This window comes from Phocicoccus pinnipedialis, assembly GCF_903994035.1.
GTDB lineage: Bacteria > Bacillota > Bacilli > Staphylococcales > Salinicoccaceae > Phocicoccus > Phocicoccus pinnipedialis.
Genome location: NZ_CAJEWB010000010.1, coordinates 16,397 through 36,792 on the forward strand (window position 1 = coordinate 16,397; position 20,396 = coordinate 36,792).

The window sequence follows — 20,396 nt, forward strand, 5'->3', positions numbered from 1 at the left end:
TCGTGTATTGAGAAAGGCTTTTTTTATTGCTTGTCGAGATAGCTAATATTATTCTAAAGGAGTTTTTTTAATGGAACGTAAATTATTTACGTCAGAATCTGTAACAGAAGGACATCCAGACAAAATTGCTGACCAAATTTCAGATGCAATATTAGATGCGATTATTAGTGAAGATAAAAATGCACGTGTAGCCTGTGAGACTGTAGTTAACACAGGACTCGCTTTAATTGTTGGTGAAATTACAACAAGTACATACGTGGATATTCCAAAAATCGTGAGAAATACGGTTAAAGAAATTGGTTATACAGATGCGAAATATGGATATGACTACAAAACGATGTCAGTATTAACTGGTATCGATGAGCAATCACCTGATATTGCTCAAGGTGTAGACCAATCAATCGAATCTAAAAATAGTAAAAAAAGCTCTACAGGTGCAGGGGACCAAGGTTTAATGTTCGGTTATGCAACAAACGAAACAGAAACATTTATGCCACTTCCAATTCACCTTGCACACAAATTATCAAAGCGTTTAACAGAAGTTCGTAAAGAAGGTACGTTAGATTACTTACGTCCAGATGGTAAAACACAAGTGACAGTTGAGTATGATGAGAATCATAAACCAGTCCGCGTAGATACAATTCTTATTTCTACTCAGCACCATGAAAGAATTGAAAGAGAAGAAATCGAAAAAGACCTATATGAACATGTAATTAGTGCAGTTGTTCCAGGAGAATTAATTGATGAAAACACAAAATACTTTATTAACCCAACGGGCCGCTTTGTTATCGGTGGACCACAAGGAGATGCGGGTCTTACTGGTCGTAAAATAATCGTAGATACTTACGGAGGATACGCACGTCACGGTGGAGGGGCATTCAGTGGTAAAGACCCAACAAAAGTAGACCGCTCAGCAGCATATGCTGCACGTTACATTGCAAAAAATATTGTAGCAGCTGGTATTGCAGCTCAATGTGAAATCCAACTCGCTTATGCAATTGGTGTAGCACAACCAGTATCCATTACTGTGGACACGTTTGGTACAAGTATTGTAGAGGAAGCGAAGGTTGTTGAAGCAATCCGTGAAACATTCGATTTATCACCAGATGGCATCATTGAATCATTAGATTTATTACGCCCGATCTACAAACAAACAGCAAGTTACGGACACTTTGGACGCAACGATATCGAGCTTCCATGGGAAAACACAAACAAAGTGGACGCATTAAAAAGCTATTTAAACGTTTAATTTAGACGGGATTTTGGTATAATTAATGTATTGAAAAGAAGAAATGAGTGAGTATTTATGTCAACAGAAATCTTCACAAATCCATTTTTCATTGCAGTTTCTGCGTTGTTATTAATTCTATTAATTCTATTTTTAATTTACTACGTAAAGCACCGCAACGAAGTGAAACAGGTTGAAGATCGTTATACGAAAGAACGTAATGATATCGTCTCTAAGTACGAAAAAGAGGAAGAAGAAGCAAGACTTTCACATAAAAAAGAAATTTCAGAAATGAACGAACGTTATGTAACTGATACAACGCTTTTAAACAATAAGTTATCTAGTGTACAGCAATTTACTGTAGACCAAGGTGAATACTTAACTGATCTTCTTTTACTGAACTTTAAAAATAAGTTAGTGACCGAAGAGAGAATTAGAGAGTCGGATATGTATATTTTGTCTAACATCTATCTTCCATCAAGAAACTATACGAATACTCGTAAGATTGATCATTTAGTACTAACGAGAACAGGTCTTTACTTAATCGATTCGAAGTATTGGAGAGGGCACATTTTACACGGTATGACTGAAGATCAATTCGACGAAATTCCATATCTAGAAGGAATCTTCCAACTACTTGATTTAGATGAAAGACAAGAACAGACATTAATTTTTGAAAAAGATGACGACAAAAAAGTATCTGTGAACTACTATAATGAGACGATTGAAGAGACTAAGCTTACGGCGGAAAAATTACGTAATGTATTAAAACTTCAGTTTGATGTTGTACCAATTATTTACTTTAATCCAAAAGATAATGGTGGTCATACGATTATGAACTACTCAACGGACTCATCGGCTAAAGTATTAGTTGGACCAGAACAATTAGAAGAATACTTTAATAAACATGTATTCCAAGGACGTTTCCAATATACGGTTAAAGACCTGGATGAAATAGCGGATCGCTTACTAAGCTTAAATCCGTAACATATAAAAAAGGCTATCTCTTTAAAAGAGATAGCTTTTTTTCATAATATTTATTTAACTGTGTTTAAGGTTAATATCCGGACGTTTTTCTCAATGTTTGTTTGCATTCTAACTATAATGTTAAACCACTGGTTTCAAACTTTAGAATATGCCACCAATGATCATACCGAGCGCAAATAAGATGAGGGTAAAGAAAAATGTTTGACCTGTATATTTTAAAAATCTACTGAAATCTTTATCTTCTAATAATCTAAATTGATGTAGGGCAAATGTTGAGAATGTCGTGAAACCACCTAAAAATCCAGCAGTAACAAGTGTGTAAATACTGCTGTTTAAGAGAAAAATCTGGGCAGCGACACCCATCAGGAAAGCTCCTGTGTAGTTTACAAATTTTATACCGTTCGTGCCAAACTTACTATTACCATCCATTATCTCACTAACCATATCACGCGCAATCGCACCGATTCCTGCAGCAATTATTGTCAGAAACATATTACTCATATTTCTTTCCTCCTATCTTAGCACCGAGGTAAACCATGATGAGTCCGCCTAACATATTTAATGCAAGATAAATAACAAAGAATAAGAATTGGCTCGTATAAAGACCGAAATACAGCTCCATCGTGAGTGCAGAAAACGACGTAAACGTTCCGAGCAATCCTGTGATAAATAGAAACTGTGCGTTTTTGCTTTTAAGTTTCATATAGGCAAGTCCTATAAAGAAAGAACCAGCCATGTTTACAATAAACGTACTAGATAAGTAGGGAAGATTAATTCCCATCATCCCGTAATTCATGATCATTCTGAGGGAAGCACCGATAATGGCACCTATAAATATAAGTAGATATCGATTATTTATGAGAGTCACTCCTAACAAATAAAGGTGTGCAAACTTTGCACACCTTCTAATTCCATTTGTTTAATTATTTACGCTTACGTAAGAAGAGTGCGCCAAGAAGTGATAGTGCAGCAACTGCGCCGTATTGGAATCTCTTGCTTGTAGTGACTGATTTCACTACTAGATTAATATTTTGTGGTCTTTCCGCTATTCTTCTCATGAAGTATGCGTACCAGTCTGGACCATATGGGAGATAAACGCAGAAGTTATAACCTTCTTTAACAAGCTCGTGTTGATATTCTGTTCTAAAGCCATATAACATTTGGAATTCAAACTTGTCATTGCTAATGTTGTTTTCTTTAACAAATGCTTTAACTTTATTGATGATGTTATGGTCATGGGTTGCAATAGATGTGAATCCAGTTCCATTAGTTAGATGTGCTTTAATGAGTTCAAAGAAGCTTTTATCGATATCTGTTTTGTCTTGATACGCAATGTTTCCTGGTTCTTTGTATGCACCCTTAACTATACGAAGTCTAACATCTTTATATTTTAATACGTCTTGTGGACTATCAAAAAGATACGCTTGAATAACCGTACCAACGTTATCGTATTCTTTTAAAAGCTCGTCGAGAATCTTCATAGTCTCGACTTTCTTTGGATAGCTCTCCATGTCTAGGTTAACAAACATGTTTGCTTCTTTAGCAGCCTTCATTATTTCACGAATGTTTTCTAAAGCAAAATCGTAATCAATGTTTAGTCCTATCTGAGTTAATTTTACAGAAAGGTGTGCATTGATTTTTGCTTGATTTGAAGCTTTAATCATTTCAATGATTTTGTCTTTTTCTATATTTGCTTCAGAACGTTCTGTAATGAATTCACCTAAGTTATCGAAAGTCACGCTCATTCCTTTATTGTTTAATTCTTGGATTTTCTTAACTGCGTCTTCTGTTGTGATTCCACCAACCACTTTTTGAGCACCAAATCTTAACCCCATTTGTTTAGATGCATCGTTGATTGGTTTAATCTCTGATAACTTGATAAATAAATCTCTTAATACTGGCATTACTACTTCCTCCAATAGCTTAATAATCGCTTTTTTTACCCTTTGTAATGTGGAATGTGATTCACATAAGTCTCATTAATTCGCTTCATTTCTAACTTGTCTTCATCGGTTAATTCTCGTATGACTCGCGCGGGTCTTCCGAAAGCGAGTGTATTTGGTGGAATTTCGGTTCTGCCTGTAACTAAAGAACCTGCACCAACATAAGCACCTTCGTGAATGATTGCGCCGTCTAGTACTGTTGAGTCCATACCAACTAGAGCACCTTTTTTAACTGTACAACTATGAAGAGTAACTCTATGTCCAATTGTGACGTTATCCTCAAGAGTAAGTGGCATATCAGGAGACTGGTGTATAACTGTAAGATCTTGGATATTAGTATAATCTCCGATACGAACGGGTGCTATATCCCCTCGAATACAAGTTCCGAACCAAACAGAACTATGTTGACCTATTTCTACGTCCCCAATTATTGTAGCATTAGGTGCTATAAAAGCACTACTATGAATTTTAGGAACATGACCTCTATAGTCAATTATCATTTGACATCGAACTCCTTACACAATACTGTTATACTTAACTTTATCATATCAAATTTACTTTAATTTGTAAGGAGAAAAATATATGTGGAAATGGGAGACAGACTTAACTCCTAAAGGTGCCGTTGTAATTGTACATGACATGATGGAACACCATGAATACTATTTGAAGCTAATCAGTGATCTAAATAAGCAAGGATATCATTGTTTGATGGGGGATTTGCCTGGTGCAGGCCAGACGACTCGTATCAATAAAGGTCACATTAAATCATTCAGTCAATATACAGAACGTATAAAAGAGTGGGTGGACATCGTTGAAGAATACGGACTTCCTACTTTTGTGATTGGGCAAGGATTAGGCGCTTTAATTGTATTAGAGTTGATGAGAAAAGAAGCGACTAACATAGATGGTGCAGTTCTATTAAATCCGTTGCTCACATTTAAACAATCATTTATGAACCGTAAAAATCTTCTCAAATCAAGTATTCGAATGACGAGTGATGAAGCAAGGTTTAAACTCGGTTTTGATGAGCAAAGTTTTACAACAGATAAAAACTATTTAGAACACTACCAATCGGATGATCTTCTGGTGCGTGAAGTGAGCTACAGTTGGTATCAAAGTGTATTACTTGAAATGAAAGAAATGCGAGAGAATATTGATGAAGTTAAAGATACCCCTGTTCTTGTGATGTATAGTGAGGAAAACGACATCATAGATGTCAGACAATCAATGAGATTGATGAGACAACTCAGAATGAGTTATTATTATTCTGTAAAATTATCTGATGTTGAGCATAGCATCTTCCAGCGTGAAGATACAGAGACACCACTATATTATCTTATGAGATTTTTAGATGATCAGTTATTTTACATTGGATATAACATAAAAGGATGAATCAAATGATTCATCCTTTTATTTTTTCTCAATCACAATTAGGAAAGGCGCATTATTTTTTTGGTTAATAAATTGGTACTGCAATACATTGAACTGTTTTTGATCAAGTTCTGATACATACTTAAGAAGAGCGTCTCTTTCAATCTTTCCATTATCATGACCGTGATACACAGTGATGATGATTCTTCCTCTCTTTGCTAACAACTCAGTAATACTGCTAATTGCGCTAAGTGTTGTTTCGGGCAGAGTAGTGATGTTCTTATCTCCACTAGGTAAATATCCCAAGTTAAAAAACGCGACTTTTACTGTGTCTTGTACATAATTTTTAACATTTTCATGGCCGTCTAAAATGAGTTCAACCTCAGTTGTGGCGATACTTGAGAGATTATTTTTCGTCGATTCGATTGCGGTCTCTTGAATATCGAACCCATAGATCTTCTTAAGTTTATTTAATTTCGATAAGAAGACGGTATCATGACCGTTTCCGAGCGTCGCATCAATGGCGATATCTCCCGGTTCTAGTATCTCTGATGCATATTTTTTACCAGCTTCTAAAACGCTATCTAACATTTTAAATTCTCCTACAAAATTTAATATTCGGACTACTTTAAAACCTATATATATCTATTATACATTCGCCTATAATTAATTCATTAATATATGGGGGGTCACATCATGTTAAATATGCCTAAGAAAGTTTGGGTACTCGTTATTGGTATGGCAATAAATTTTATAGGAATGAGTTTCCTATGGCCGATGCATACAATTTTTATGTCCAAATATCTCGGTCAATCGCTTACCACTGCGGGAATAGTTTTAATGCTTAACTCGTTACTTACTATGGTAGGGAGCATGTATGGAGGCCGTTTATTCGATAAAGTAGGCGGATACAAAACAGTGATGACCGGTGCAATCATCACATTTGTCTCACTTGTAGGACTAGTTTTACTTCATGATTGGCCGTTTTATGCAGTATTTATGATATTAAATGGCTTAGGTAATGGTATGATTACGCCAGCAATTTTTGCGATGGCAGGTGTCGTGTGGCCTGAAGGTGGTCGTAAAACATTTAATGCTATATATCTAGCGCAGAATTTAGGGGTATCTATCGGTACAGCAGTAGCTGGTTTTATTGCAGAAGTGAATATCGAGTTTATATTCTATGGTAACTTGATTTTATTCGTCGTGTTTTTAGTGATTGCATCCACTCAATTTAAATATGATGGAAGAGATAAAGTTACAGCAACGATGCCTGAAACGATTCAGCTCAATACTGAAAGACAAAAAAGATATTTCTACGCACTTCTTACAATTTGTGTGATGTTCTTCCTTGCATGGACCGGTTATGTTCAGTGGATTACAACGCTATCTACTTATATTCAGTCACTGGATATTTCTCTTAGCCAATATGGTTTGATTTGGACAGTAAATGGTTTACTCATTGTTCTTGGACAACCTGTTATTGCACCGATTATTCGACGCTTCTATGACAACTTAAAAATTCAAATGTACATCGGACTATCACTTATGATTGTGTCGTTTATCTTTACAGCATTCCAATCATCGTTTACAGGATTTTTAGTCGGTATGATGATCTTAACGTTTGGTGAAATGTTTGTGTGGCCAGCTGTTCCAACGATTGCGAACCAGCTTGCACCAATTGGTAAGCAAGGGGCTTATCAAGGTATTGTAAATTCAACAGCGACCCTAGGACGTGCGATTGGACCATTAATAGGTGGTATTACTGTAGATTTATTCAATATGAGAGTATTATTTATATTAATCGTAGGCATACTGATCATCGGATATTACTTTATTGCGATATTCGATAGAAATATTAAGGGTGAATTAAATGAAGGCGGTAAAGCAGTTCACAGCGGGTAATTATGAAATAGAATCTAAGGACGGCGCAATTATTTGGATAAAAAGAACAGAGAACAATCCAACAGATGACACGGACGAAGTCATTGAGGAATGCGCCAAACAGCTCAATGAATATTTTGAGGGGAAGAGAAGAGCGTTCGACTTTCCGATTAACTATGACTACGGAACGCCGTTTCAACAAGAAGTATGGGATGCGTTAAGACAAATTCCTTATGGGGAAGTTATTTCGTATAAAGAACTTGCTAAACGAGTTCGAACAGAGAAACACTCAAGAGCAGTGGCTAACGCAAATGGTAAGAACCCATTGTCAATCATAGTACCATGTCATAGAGTCATTGAATCATCGGGTGGACTTGGTGGATATAGCTCTGGACTAGACATGAAACGTCATCTTTTAAATCTAGAAGATATTGAGTTGCAAAAGTAGTATTATTAACTTATAATTACTGAATAGGAAGTAGTAACTTTAAAGAAACTTTTAGAGAGTTAGTGGTCGGTGCAAACTAACAGTGAAATTAAGTGAACTTGTCCAATTAAAATTAAAATCTTATCAATGAAGTTGCACTTATTTAAAGTGAATGCGGGTGGTACCGCGGTCTATAGATCGTCCCATTGTCTTTTTGACAATGGGATTTTTTATTTTTATATAGGAGGAAAATAGTATGTCATTTAACCATCGTGAAATTGAAAAGAAATGGCAAGCGTACTGGGACGAAAACAAAACGTTCAAAACAGATGACGCTGACTTTAACAAAGAAAAGTTTTATGTTTTAGACATGTTCCCATATCCGTCAGGAGCCGGGCTACACGTTGGACATCCAAAAGGATACACAGCGACTGATATTATCGCACGCTATAAGCGAATGAAAGGTTACAACGTAATGCACCCAATGGGGTGGGACGCATTTGGATTACCTGCTGAGCAATACGCAATTGACACGGGTAACGATATCCATGAGTTTAACCAGTTAAATATTGATAACTTTAGACGTCAAATTAAAGAACTCGGGCTTTCATATGACTGGGATCGTGAAGTAGATACGACAGATCCAAGCTACTACAAGTGGACACAATGGATCTTTTTAAAACTCTATGAAAAAGGTCTCGCTTATGTCGATGAAGTACCTGTGAACTGGTGTGAAGCACTTGGAACTGTGCTTGCGAATGAAGAAGTTATTGACGGATTATCTGAGCGTGGTGGACACCCAGTTGTGCGTAAACCGATGAGGCAGTGGATTTTAAGAATCACTGAGTATGCTGAGCGTTTACTAGAAGATTTAGAAGACCTTGATTGGCCAGAGTCATTAAAAGATATGCAGCGTAACTGGATTGGTAAATCTGAAGGTGCGAACATCGATTTCAAAATTGAAGATACAGATAAATCATTTACAGCATTTACAACGCGTCCCGACACAATTTACGGGGCAACATACGCTGTACTTGCTCCAGAGCACAAATTAGTTGAAGAAATTACAACTGACGCACAACGTGCTGAAGTTTTAGCGTATATAGAAAAGGCTGCTCATAAATCAGATCTTGAGCGTACTGAACTGCAAAAAGACAAAACGGGTGTATGGACAGGTGCATTTGCAATTAACCCATTCAACGGTGAAAAGATGCCTGTTTTCGTTGCAGACTACGTTCTTGTAAGCTACGGTACAGGTGCGATCATGGCAGTTCCAGCTCACGATGACCGTGACTATGAATTTGCTAATAAATACGATCTACCAATTAAACGCGTTGTTGAAGGTGGAGAAGAACTTCCATATGTTGGAGAAGGCCCACACATAAACTCTGGCGAACTTAACGGATTAGACAAAGAAGCAGCAATCGAAAAAGCAATCGAAATTATGGAAGAAAACAATTTCGGCGAGAAGAAAACAACCTATAAATTACGTGACTGGCTATTCTCAAGACAGAGATACTGGGGTGAACCAATTCCAATCATTCATTGGGAAGACGGCACAACAACGGCGCTTGACGAGAGCGAGTTGCCTCTTAAACTACCAGTAATGACAGAAATCAAACCATCAGGCACAGGAGAATCACCACTTGCAAACAACGAAGAGTGGGTGAACGTTGTACGTCAAGACGGTGTCAAAGGACGTCGTGAAACGAATACAATGCCACAATGGGCAGGATCATGTTGGTACTACCTTAGATTTATTGACCCACATAACGATGAAGCGCTTGCTGATAAATTCAAGCTAGAGAACTGGCTACCAGTTGATCTATACATCGGTGGAGCGGAGCACGCAGTACTTCACTTACTATATGCACGTTTTTGGCATAAGTTCCTTTACGACATAGGAGTAGTCCCGACAAAAGAGCCATTCCAAAAACTCTTTAACCAAGGGATGATTCTAGGTGAAGGTAATGAAAAAATGTCTAAGTCTAAAGGTAACGTAGTAAACCCAGATGACATCAACCAAACACATGGTGCAGACACATTACGCCTATACGAAATGTTCATGGGACCACTTGATGCCTCGGTAGCCTGGACTACAAACGGCGTAGATGGATCACGTCGTTTCCTTGATCGTGTTTGGAGACTAATCATTGACGAACAAGGGAATGTTAAACCTTCAATTGTAGAGGAAGAAACAAAAGAACTCGAAAAATCTTACAATTTGATGGTTAAGAAGGTCACAGAAGACTTCGAGAACTTACACTTCAACACAGCAATCTCAGCGATGATGGTGTTCGTAAACGATGCTTATAAACAGGATAAAATAAATATCGATTATGTAAGAGGACTGGTACAAATGTTATCTCCAGTCGTTCCACATATTGCTGAAGAACTTTGGAGCAAACTTGGTGGCACAGATACAGTCACTTACGAAGCGTGGCCAATTTATGATGAAGATAAGACTAAAGACGATGAAGTAGAAATTTTAGTTCAAGTTTTAGGAAAACCAAAAGCAAGAATTATGATGGCTGCGGATTTATCTAAAGAAGAAGTAGAAGAAATTGCATTTAACCACGAGGATGTTAAAGCAGAAATCGAAGGAAAGACAGTGCGCAAAGTCATTGTCGTACCAGGCAAACTTGTTAACATCGTTGCAAACTAAACAGATAAAAGACACGCACCCGCCTGGGTTAAGGTTAAACTTAACCCAGGCGGGTGCTCTTTTGTTTTAATTGTTTTATATCTGATCTTGGCACTAAAAATTTCAAAATAAATTAGCAACAATGCAGACCTGCAACGTGCCCAGTGACAAGTGCACTCGTAATATTATATCCACCTGTATATCCATGAATATCAAGGACTTCCCCCGCAAAATGTAGTCCTTTCACTATTTTACTTTCCATAGTCTTTGGTGTGATCTCTTTTAAGTTCACGCCGCCTCCCGTTACAAACGACTTTTCAATTGATTGTGTTCCGTTCACCGTAAACCTAAATGATTTCAAGAAATCTATGATTTTTCTTTTATCTTCATTGCTTAAATTATGGCCATTAGTTGTTTCATTAATACCTAAATGGTGAACCATAAAGTCAATGAGACGTTGCTGACCAAGTGGTTTTAAAATATTTTTAATAGACTTGTCTTTATTTTCTTTAACAAGTTTGTCGAGTTCTTCTAACAATTCACCAGCAGTTTTTTCCGGATAAAAATCAATCATCATAGTGATATCGTCTCGATTCTGTGATTCTTGCTCTTTCAAAACAAACTGTGAACACCGTAGTGCAGCAGGACCACTGACACCAAAATGTGTAAAAATCATATCCATCTGATGCGTGATTCTAGGCTTACCATTCTTCTTTAAAACAGATAGAGCAATGTCTTTCAATGACAAACCTTTAAGTATTTCATTCTTAATAAACGGTTCATCTGAGCATATCGACACTTCCGTTGGGAATAATTTGGTCACTGAGTGACCACACGATTTAGCAAATTTATGTCCGTCTCCAGTTGAGCCAGTCTTCGGCACACTACGCCCACCAGTAGTCACGATCACATTTTCAGCATACATCATCTCACCTGACTCTAAACGAACGCCTTTAATAGTACCGTCTTCGACGACAATCGATTCCACAACCGTGTTAAAGCGGATGTCGACATTGTTTTTATCTAATTCATCTAAAAAGACTTGAAGTACATCTTTCGCTTTATTCGAAACAGGAAACATACGACCGTGATCCTCTTCCTTCAATTTCACACCACGTGACTCAATAAACTCAATAATATCCTCGTTATCGAATACAGAGAAAGGACCATATAAAAACTTACCATTTCCTGGAATGTGTTTAATGATTTCCTCATAAGGCAAACGGTTCGTCACGTTACATCGACCTCCACCGGATATTAAAAGCTTGCGTCCAAGGTTTTTGTTCTTCTCTATTAAAATTGTTTCTTTTTTATTTTTACTTGCAGTGACAGCAGCCATTAAACCGCTTACTCCGCCACCTATTACAACAGTGTGTACCATATGAATCTTCCTTAAAGTTTTAAATTAGTTACATTTCTATTATAATATAGCTTAGTAATTAATAGGTAAGAAGGTATAAACATGTCTGAAAAAAATAAAATGTATCGTGGAACCTTGTTCTTAACAGTTTCCACATTTATTTCTCAGCTGCTCGGAATGCTTTACATCATTCCGTTTTACGGCATCATGGGTGGCGAGGAAAACTTAGCATTGTACGGGTATGCGTATACGCCGTACACAATAATGCTATCCGTCGCATCAGCTGGGGTACCGGGTGCGGTATCTAAGTTCGTAGCGAAATACAATGCGCTCGGAGCATTTAAAACATCTGAGAAACTGTACAAGTCCAGTCTTGTCGTGATGGTTACAAGTGGATTTTTAGTGTTTGGATTATTATGGTTTTTAGCACCATTAATCGCAGACATCCAACTGATTGCACAATCTGACACAGAAGTAGCATGGAACAAAGAAGATATAACCAATATTATTCGTGTGATTTCATTCGCAGTAATCGTCGTTCCTTTCATGGCAACTTGGCGTGGTATCTTCCAAGGTTTTGAAAGCTTTGGTCCAACAAGTGTATCCGGAGTTGTTGAGCAGATCGTTCGTATCACAATTCTTTTAGGTGGATCATTTGTTGCAATCAAAGTATTAGGTGGAAGTATCCAGTTAGGTAACCAAGTGGCAGTATTCGCAGCATTTATTGCTGCAATCTCAGCGGCTCTTGTATTATTCTTCTTCTGGAGAAAAAGAAAACCGCAGATTAATAAACAAGTTGAAAGTGATAATACTGGTATTCGCTTGTCATACAAAACGATGTACAAAGAAATTATTACTTACGCTGTTCCTTTCATCGTCATAGGTATTACTTTCCCAATGACGATGTTCATTGACCAGTTGACTCACAACAACGCACTTTCGATTGCTGGTGTAGCAGAGGAATATCGTGATGCTTGGTTCGGTATGTTAAATATCACGACACAAAAACTCGTGATGATTCCAGTCGGCCTTGCGAGTGCATTTGCAATATCTATACTGCCTTTCATTACAAAGAGCTTCCAACAGAAACGTTTTGATGATTTAGAGAACCAAGTGAGCTCAATGGTAGTTATGCAGATGTTTTTTGTTATTCCAGCAGCAATCGGAATGATGATTCTTGCAGCACCACTATACACAGCGTTCTATAGCTTTAACGAAATGGGAATTAAAATATTAACGTTTTACGCACCTGTATGTATCATTATTTCACTCTTTAGTATGACAGCGTCAATTGTACAGGGAATCGACAAACAGAACTTAACAGTTTTTGTAGTTTTATCAGTACTTTTAACAAAAGGATTATTAAATATTCCAATGATTACGAAGTTTTACACGGTAGGAGCAGTGATGTCGACTATCATCGCACTCTTCATTGGGGTAATTCTGAATTTTATTATCATCAAGAAATACGGCAAGTTCCATTTCAGAAAAATTATGAGTACACTTGTTGACATATTCCTTTACGGAATTGTGATGCTACTTGCGGTTGAAATCGTATATTTAATCTTCATGATGAACTTCGACGTTACAAACAGGGCTGTATCAGTTGCATTACTGGCAGTAGCAGTGCCTGTAGGAGTTATTGTGTACTTCATACTCGCATTTAAATCAGGACTTGCGGATAAAATACTGGGAGAACGCGCAAACGCAATTAGGCGTCGCGTGAAATTCCTATGAGATTAGACAAATTTTTATCTCATGCAGGATTCGGTTCACGTAAAGAGGTAGCTAGGCTTATTAAAGAAAAACGAATTACAGTTGATGACAAAGTTGTTAAAGATCGCAATTTAAAGGTAAATGATAACAACACGGTAACCGTCGACGGTAATATCGTTATTTTGGAAGAGTGGATATATTTTCTACTTAACAAGCCGAAAGGTGTTATATCAAGTACAGAAGAAGGTCCAACAAAGACCGTTATAGACATCATTCACCATCCACAGAGTGATGAGTTGTTTCCAGTCGGTCGTCTAGATAAAGATACGACAGGATTTTTACTCATTACCAATGACGGAAAGCTATCGTATCAACTCTTGAATCCGAAAAAAGATATTTTTAAGACGTATAAATGTACGTTAAAAAACCCAGTGAGTGAAAGTGACTTGGTTAAACTCGAAACAGGAATTCCGTTGAAAGAATTCACGACGAAACCAGCTAAAGCTGAAAAGATTAGTGACAAGGTCGTTCATCTATCGATTAGTGAAGGTAAATTCCATCAAGTTAAACGCATGTTTAGATATTTAGGAAACGAAGTTATAGAACTTGAACGCATATCATTTGGTGGCATGGCACTAAATTCCTCATTAAATTACGGTGAATACCGTCGATTAACAGAAGAAGAGCTCGAATTTTTAAAAAAATTAATTTAATATGTTTATTAAATGCACATATTTGGGTATATAACCTTTAAGTCACAAATTATTAAAAACTTTAAGAGGTGCATTTATTATGAAGAATTTTTTTAAAAATGTTGTTAAAGTCGGTGCGTTATTTGCAGTAGGCTTAGGAGTTAAAAAGTTATCTGAAAATAGAGAAGCTGTGAAACAAGAATTGGAAAAAGCGAAAAATGATCCAAAAGGATATGCGAAGTCAGTTCAATCTATGGCTACTCAAAAAGCTGAAGAAGTATCTGAACAAGCTAAATCTGAAGTTGAAAAAGCGAAAAACGATCCAAAAGGCTATGCTGAAGACGTTAAATCAAAAGCTGTCGACAAAGCTAAATATGTTCAAGCTGATGCTAAAACAAAAGCTGAAGAGTTCAAAGCAAACGCTACTGCAGAATTCGAAAATTTAAAACAACAAGGTAAAGTAAAAGTAGAAGAAGCTAAAGCTAAAGTAGATAAAGTAAAAGACAAATCTGATGACACTTATACGACACCAGATACTGATGTTAACCTAAATGAAAAAGTGGAAAAACAAACACTTGCCAATGAGGGTGGATTAACAGAAGGTGAAGTAAAAAAAGTTCAGGAGAAAGCATTAGATGCAGATGTTGACGTAGTTGACGATCAAGCCAATAAAGACGAAAACTACAATGTCCACGTTGTAACAGATGACAAATAATATAATATGGTATTGAAAAACAAGCAGATTATCTGCTTGTTTTTTTGTGTTCAAATAGACGTTTTTGTATAATTGGTATAAATGGACAAAGTAAAGGAGATAATTATGGACTTTAGAAGTATCGTAAAAGAATATGAACCAAAGATTATGGAAGACCTGTTTGGACTGTTATCTATCGATAGTGTGAGAACAGAAGGTACAAAAGATGCACCAGTAGGGCAAGGGCCTAAAGATGCGCTTCTTTACATGTTGTCACTAGGTGAGCGTGATGGCATGGTAACGAAAATTGTAGACAACTTAGCAGGACACATCGAACTCGGTGAAGGTAAAGATCTATTTGGTATATTAGGGCACGTAGACGTTGTACCAGCAGGCAGCGGTTGGGACACTGATCCATTTACTCCTGAAGTAAAAGACGGTTACATAATTGCACGTGGTGTTCAAGATGATAAAGGACCAACAATCGCAGCATACTATGCAATGAAGATTCTAAAAGATCTAGATCTAGAGTTAAACCAAAGAGTCAGACTGATCATTGGTACAGACGAAGAATCTGATTGGGAATGTACTAAAGTCTATTTCAAAAATGAAGAAATGCCAGGTGCAGGGTTTGCTCCAGATGCTGAATTTCCACTTATTTATGGTGAAAAAGGAATGACGACGTTTGACCTTGTTTTTAAATCTGATATCGAACCAATCGGTGATCATGTTCTTATATCGATAGATTCAGGTGAGAGATACAATATGGTTCCAGAAAGTGCTCAAGCTGTATTGAAATCAACACACGTTGAAGATATCGTGAATACATTTAAAAACTATCTCAATAATACTGGAGAAAAGGGTGATTTTGAAGTAAAAGATAACGAAGTGTCTATAACAATGTATGGTAAAAGTGCGCATGGTTCTACCCCTAGAGAAGGTGTGAACGCAGCAATGCTCTTGAACAATTTCCTTAAAACAATCACTATTGATGATCGTGCTTTAAAATTTATCGCATTTGGCGATCACTTTATTGTTGATAATTATGACGGAAAGCAATTTGGCATTAACTACACACACAACGAAATGGGCGAATCTAGTGTAAATACAGGTGTTGTAAAGTACGCATATGACGGAGAGAGCTACTATGGTGTGAACCTACGTTATCCTGTAGGACTTGATTTCAAAGCAGCACTTGAAGGATTTAAAAAGAAATTAGATATTCATCACTTTGAAGTAGAAAACTTAACACACATGGTGCCACATTATGTTGATAAAAATGATCCATTAGTTAAGACATTGCTCGCATCTTATCGTAAATACACAGATGACGACACAGAGCCATTTACAATCGGTGGTGGAACCTACGCACGTGTTATGGAACGTGGAGTTGCATTTGGTGCGATGTTTAAAGATAGTCTAGACACTATGCATCAGAAGAATGAGCGCATGAAAGTTGAAGAACTTCTATTAGCGACAACGATTTACCTAGAGGCGCTCTTCAGAATATTAGTTCGAGGTGGAAACAATGAAGATTAGTTATTACAATGGTGAATTTTTAGAAGACGATCAGGTTGCAGTTGACTATAATGACCGTGCGGTTTATTTCGGAGACGGTGTTTACGAAGTAGTACGTATTTATGACAACGAAATTTTTACATTTGAAGAACACTTAGAGCGCTTAGTTAATTCAGCGAAAGAAATTCGTATTAAGATCGATAAAGATGAAATCAGACATATCATGATCCAGATGAAAGAGAAAAATAAGCTACCAAACGCTGCACTGTATATCCAGGTATCACGTGGTATTGAAGGACGTACACACTTATTCCCCAAAGAAGGTGTGAAGCCAGTCGTTTTATCTTTTATTAACAAAATTGAACGACCTGTAGATGCGATGAGAGAAGGCGTTAAAGTAGTAACGAGAGATGATTATAGATGGCTGAAATGTCACATCAAATCACTGAACTTATTATCAAACACACTTTTAAAACAAGAAGCGAAAGATAGTGGGGCGACAGAAGCAATTCTGCACCGCGATGGTAGGGTGACAGAAGGAACATCAACAAACGTATTCGCAATCAAAGATGGTGTGCTGCACACGCATGAAGCGAACAACTTAATTCTTAACGGAATTACGAGACAATACGTGATTAAGCTTGCTCAAGCACTCGATATTCCTGTTAAAGAAGAAGCGTTTACAGTAGACTTTCTTAAAGAGGCAGACGAGGTGTTCATTACCTCAACAACTCAAGAAATCACGCCTGTGATATCGGTAGATGAAGTAAATATTGGTGACGGTATAGCGGGAGAAGTTACGAAAAAACTTCAAGATGCATTTGAAAAGGGTATTTAACAAGAACATACATTCGATTAACGATAATTAACGTTTATTAACGTATGTTTAAACTTGTAAAAATAAATGTATGTAGAGTAGATGAGTACGCATTAACATATGTTTTATAAAACTATTCTTTTTTAGCCCTTGAATTAAAGTTAGAAAGACTATAATATTTATATACGAACACAAAAATTGCGCTAATTTTTTGAGATTTTAGCGCACTTTTTTTCTTTAAACGAAAGTAAGAGAGGTGAACACGGTGGACCATTTTTATCAACTGGGCTGGACGCTCGATCCAATAGGTGGGTCTTCAAAGTCAGCGTACAAAGCCGAAATTGATGGCGACAAATTTTTCTTAAAACGCAATACGAGTCCTTTTATTACGACATTATCGGTAGAAGGAATTGTACCCCAACTAGTCTGGACTAAGAGAATAGAAACAGGCGAAGTTGTCACTGCGCAACATTGGAAAAATGGTCGTGAACTTAAGAAAACTGAAATGAACTCTAGCCGTGTTGCACGACTTATGAATAAAATTCATTCCTCAAATAAGTTGTTAAATACACTTGAACAGCTTGGTATGAAACCAATGCTACCTGAACTTTTACTTGATAAAATTCAAACTTCTCTCTCACCAAAAGTGAATGCTCACCATATTGTCCGTTCGTCAATTAAGTACTTAGAAAACAAAGTACCTCAGATTGATGCGGAATTTTGTCGAGTGTGCCATGGGGACGTTAACCATCACAACTGGTTATTAAGTGATGAAGACGAACTCTACTTAGTTGACTGGGAAGGTGCAATGATTGCTGATCCAGCGATTGACCTAGGCATGGTGCTCTATACTTATGTAGATTTTTCAGAATGGGATGAGTGGTTATCTAAATATGGTAGACCACTTAATTTTGATTTGCGTCAGCGTATGAAGTGGTACACGCTTGTTCAAGGAATCACTATGGTTCAATGGTATGAGGATAGAAAACGATTCAGAGAAATGAATGAATGGATTCTTTTCCTAAATGATGTTTTAAATAAAGATAAATTCGTATAAGAGGTAAATACATTGAGAATGAGAAATAAGCCTTGGGCGATTGATTATTTAAATGAACACGCCCATATTGTGGATACTGAAGGAAAGTATACTAAAAACATCAGTGCATTTTTTGATAAAGAACAGCCTATTCATCTAGAAATAGGAACAGGCATGGGAACTTTCATTACAACACTCGCAGAACGCCATCCGGACATTAACTTTGTTGGTGTAGAGGTCGCAAAAGATGTTTTAATCCGCGTATTAGAAAAAGTCATAGAAAAAAATCTGACGAACGTGAGATTATTATTATTTGATGCAACAACACTGACAGATTACTTTAATCCACAAGAAATTGACAGAGTGTATTTAAACTTCTCGGATCCGTGGCCAAAAAATCGTCATGCAAAAAGAAGATTAACACACGAAAACTTCTTGAAACAGTACGAAGTGATTTTGAAGGATGACGGAGATTTGCAGTTCAAGACAGACAATCGCGGATTATTCGAGTTCAGTCTGATCTCGATGAACCAGTATAGTATGGACTTTAATGAAATCAACTTGGACGTACACGCAAACGAGCCAGAAGACAATATAAGAACAGAGTATGAAAATAAATTTTCAGCACTTGGAAACAAAATATATCTAATTAACGTAAACTTTAAATAAGTTGGATGGACACCCCTCAAGCAGAGCCTGAGGGGTGTTTTTGTGTGCGGTATAATTCTGCTTTTTCAAAACATGATGATGATCTTTTCGTTCATAATCTCTATTTCATTTAACATGAAAACCTTTACCTGATGATGCAAATATTTTAATTTGATTTTAAGTTAATGTAGAACTTTGGTAAAATAAAAAGAAATGAAAGATTTGGGGTGCCTGAATGACAAAGTTTAATTTTGATGAGGTAACTTCAAGAGAAGGTACGTGCAGTATTCAATATGACGCGACCGAGCTTATCTTCGGTAAGAAAGATCTCGCGCCATTCTGGATTGCTGACATGGACATCAAAACTCCTGAGGCTATCAGAGAAGCATTAAAAAAACGTATTGATAATGGTATTTTTGGATATACATTATGGCAAACGGACTGTTTCTACGAGCCGATTAAAAAGTGGTGGTCTGAGCGCCACAATGTAGAGTTACATAACGATGACATTCAATACGCAACGAGCGTGCTGTTTGCTGTTGCAGCTGTCTTAAAATCAAAAACAGAGCCTGGTGACGCTGTCATGCTAACTGTACCAACATATAATTCATTTGTTGGGCTTTTAGAAGAAAACGATTTAAAGAGAGTAGAGTGTGAGCTTGATTTAAAAGATGGTCAGTATTCTCTCGATATAGATGTCTTCAGAAAAACAATCGAAGATAATGATGTGAAAGTTTACATTCACTGCAACCCACACAACCCAACCGGTCTAATCTGGACTAAAGAACAACAAGATGAAATGATGCAGATCTGTGAAGAGAATAATGTGTACTTTATCAGTGATGAGATACATAAGGATTTTGTCCGTCCCAAAGAATTGTTCTACTCAGTTGCGAACTTAATTAATAAATATGAGAAATCTATAGTGATTACTGGATTAGGTAAATCATTTAACTTAGCAAGTCTTCCATTTGCATATACAGTTTCTAAAGACTATGAGATACAAGAATCAATCACTAAATTAATGGAACAGCTGCATTGTGGGACTGTTTCATCTCTAGCATTAATCGCATTAGAAACAGCTTATAACGAATGTGGAGAGTGGATGGATGCTTTAAACGACTATATCCATGACAATCTTGTGTATGTAAAATCTTATATCGATGAAAACCTAAGCGAATATATGTCACTTGAAGTTCCGAAGGCAACATACTTAGCTTGGATTGATTTCAGTAAATCTGGATTCGTCGGTGAAGAAGTTCAGAGAGCATTAATTGATGTTGGTGGACTCGCAATCAGCCCTGGAGACTTATATTTAGATCCAGGTCATACACACGTTCGGTTTAACGTAGGATTCAGAAGAGAACTTATTGAAGATGCAATGAAGCGAATCGAAAAGTCATTCAAATACTTAGAAGCGTATAATTAAAA

Annotated in this window: 20 protein-coding genes and 1 other annotated feature; of the genes, 14 read left to right on the forward strand and 6 right to left on the reverse strand. The window is 36.9% G+C overall.

Features of this window, described 5'->3' with window-relative positions; all coding sequences use genetic code 11:
- Positions 1–70 precede the first annotated feature (70 nt).
- Together metK and H9D55_RS04365 are read left to right on the forward strand one after the other, a co-directional pair.
- Positions 71–1,249: a methionine adenosyltransferase gene (gene metK, locus H9D55_RS04360; RefSeq protein WP_186077202.1), complete on the forward strand. Its 1,179-nt coding sequence runs from the start codon at positions 71–73 to the stop codon at positions 1,247–1,249.
- 57 nt (positions 1,250–1,306) lie between these two features.
- On the forward strand, positions 1,307–2,215 hold the full coding sequence (locus H9D55_RS04365; RefSeq protein ID WP_186077204.1) for a nuclease-related domain-containing protein: 909 nt from the start codon (positions 1,307–1,309) through the stop codon (positions 2,213–2,215).
- A 141-nt stretch (positions 2,216–2,356) separates the two neighbouring features.
- Here the strand turns inward: H9D55_RS04365 and H9D55_RS04370 are convergent, their stop codons facing one another.
- From H9D55_RS04370 to H9D55_RS04385, 4 genes are read right to left on the reverse strand one after another with little or no spacing between them, the layout of a single operon-like run.
- Positions 2,357–2,716, reverse strand: coding sequence for a fluoride efflux transporter FluC (locus tag H9D55_RS04370; RefSeq protein WP_186077206.1), 360 nt, complete (start codon positions 2,714–2,716; stop codon positions 2,357–2,359).
- Complete coding sequence (locus H9D55_RS04375; protein WP_186077208.1) at positions 2,709–3,083, reverse strand: fluoride efflux transporter FluC; 375 nt, start codon at positions 3,081–3,083, stop codon at positions 2,709–2,711. Before H9D55_RS04375 ends, H9D55_RS04370 begins: the two co-directional genes overlap by 8 nt.
- Positions 3,084–3,138: 55 nt before the next feature.
- Entirely contained in the window at positions 3,139–4,119 is a 981-nt protein-coding gene (locus tag H9D55_RS04380; RefSeq protein ID WP_186077210.1) for a proline dehydrogenase family protein, read from the reverse strand.
- A gap of 35 nt (positions 4,120–4,154) precedes the next feature.
- A complete protein-coding gene (locus H9D55_RS04385) occupies positions 4,155–4,658 on the reverse strand; it encodes a gamma carbonic anhydrase (RefSeq protein WP_186077212.1) in 504 nt (167 codons plus the stop codon).
- A gap of 82 nt (positions 4,659–4,740) precedes the next feature.
- On the opposite strand from H9D55_RS04385, the gene H9D55_RS04390 reads away from it, so the two are divergent.
- Positions 4,741–5,550: an alpha/beta hydrolase gene (locus tag H9D55_RS04390; protein ID WP_186077214.1), complete on the forward strand. Its 810-nt coding sequence runs from the start codon at positions 4,741–4,743 to the stop codon at positions 5,548–5,550.
- Positions 5,551–5,568: 18 nt separating this feature from the next.
- Here H9D55_RS04390 and H9D55_RS04395 read toward each other — a convergent pair whose 3' ends face one another.
- Positions 5,569–6,120: a tRNA (mnm(5)s(2)U34)-methyltransferase gene (locus H9D55_RS04395; RefSeq protein ID WP_186077216.1), complete on the reverse strand. Its 552-nt coding sequence runs from the start codon at positions 6,118–6,120 to the stop codon at positions 5,569–5,571.
- Positions 6,121–6,225: 105 nt separating this feature from the next.
- Here H9D55_RS04395 and H9D55_RS04400 point away from each other — a divergent pair, with 105 nt between their 5' ends.
- The 3 genes from H9D55_RS04400 (at position 6,226) to leuS (ending at position 10,505) form a co-directional block, all read left to right on the forward strand.
- Positions 6,226–7,434, forward strand: coding sequence for an MDR family MFS transporter (locus tag H9D55_RS04400; RefSeq protein WP_186077217.1), 1,209 nt, complete (start codon positions 6,226–6,228; stop codon positions 7,432–7,434).
- Complete coding sequence (locus H9D55_RS04405) at positions 7,403–7,861, forward strand: methylated-DNA--[protein]-cysteine S-methyltransferase (protein WP_186077219.1); 459 nt, start codon at positions 7,403–7,405, stop codon at positions 7,859–7,861. The genes H9D55_RS04400 and H9D55_RS04405 overlap by 32 nt, the downstream gene beginning before the upstream one ends.
- A 10-nt stretch (positions 7,862–7,871) precedes the next feature.
- Positions 7,872–8,049, forward strand: a binding site (T-box leader).
- A gap of 47 nt (positions 8,050–8,096) precedes the next feature.
- On the forward strand, positions 8,097–10,505 hold the full coding sequence (gene leuS / locus H9D55_RS04410; RefSeq protein WP_186077221.1) for a leucine--tRNA ligase: 2,409 nt from the start codon (positions 8,097–8,099) through the stop codon (positions 10,503–10,505).
- Positions 10,506–10,617: 112 nt separating this feature from the next.
- On the opposite strand, the gene H9D55_RS04415 is transcribed toward leuS, so the two are convergent.
- A complete protein-coding gene (locus H9D55_RS04415) occupies positions 10,618–11,865 on the reverse strand; it encodes a BaiN/RdsA family NAD(P)/FAD-dependent oxidoreductase (RefSeq protein ID WP_186077223.1) in 1,248 nt (415 codons plus the stop codon).
- Positions 11,866–11,946: 81 nt separating this feature from the next.
- Here H9D55_RS04415 and H9D55_RS04420 point away from each other — a divergent pair, with 81 nt between their 5' ends.
- The 8 genes from H9D55_RS04420 (at position 11,947) to H9D55_RS04455 (ending at position 20,394) form a co-directional block, all read left to right on the forward strand.
- Positions 11,947–13,581, forward strand: coding sequence for a putative polysaccharide biosynthesis protein (locus H9D55_RS04420; RefSeq protein WP_186077225.1), 1,635 nt, complete (start codon positions 11,947–11,949; stop codon positions 13,579–13,581).
- Complete coding sequence (locus H9D55_RS04425) at positions 13,578–14,273, forward strand: pseudouridine synthase (RefSeq protein WP_186077227.1); 696 nt, start codon at positions 13,578–13,580, stop codon at positions 14,271–14,273. The genes H9D55_RS04420 and H9D55_RS04425 overlap by 4 nt, the downstream gene beginning before the upstream one ends.
- 79 nt (positions 14,274–14,352) lie before the next feature.
- Positions 14,353–14,967: a hypothetical protein gene (locus tag H9D55_RS04430; protein ID WP_186077229.1), complete on the forward strand. Its 615-nt coding sequence runs from the start codon at positions 14,353–14,355 to the stop codon at positions 14,965–14,967.
- A 105-nt stretch (positions 14,968–15,072) separates the two neighbouring features.
- Positions 15,073–16,485, forward strand: coding sequence for a dipeptidase PepV (gene pepV / locus H9D55_RS04435; RefSeq protein ID WP_186077231.1), 1,413 nt, complete (start codon positions 15,073–15,075; stop codon positions 16,483–16,485).
- Entirely contained in the window at positions 16,475–17,302 is an 828-nt protein-coding gene (gene dat / locus H9D55_RS04440) for a D-amino-acid transaminase (RefSeq protein WP_186077233.1), read from the forward strand. Before pepV ends, dat begins: the two co-directional genes overlap by 11 nt.
- Before the next feature lie 244 nt (positions 17,303–17,546).
- Positions 17,547–18,338, forward strand: coding sequence for a phosphotransferase family protein (locus H9D55_RS04445; protein ID WP_186077235.1), 792 nt, complete (start codon positions 17,547–17,549; stop codon positions 18,336–18,338).
- 12 nt (positions 18,339–18,350) lie between these two features.
- The gene (trmB, locus tag H9D55_RS04450) at positions 18,351–18,986 is read left to right on the forward strand and encodes a tRNA (guanosine(46)-N7)-methyltransferase TrmB (RefSeq protein ID WP_186077237.1); all 636 of its coding nucleotides are present in this window, start codon (positions 18,351–18,353) and stop codon (positions 18,984–18,986) included.
- Positions 18,987–19,200: 214 nt separating this feature from the next.
- Entirely contained in the window at positions 19,201–20,394 is a 1,194-nt protein-coding gene (locus H9D55_RS04455; protein WP_186077239.1) for a MalY/PatB family protein, read from the forward strand.
- Positions 20,395–20,396 lie beyond the last annotated feature (2 nt).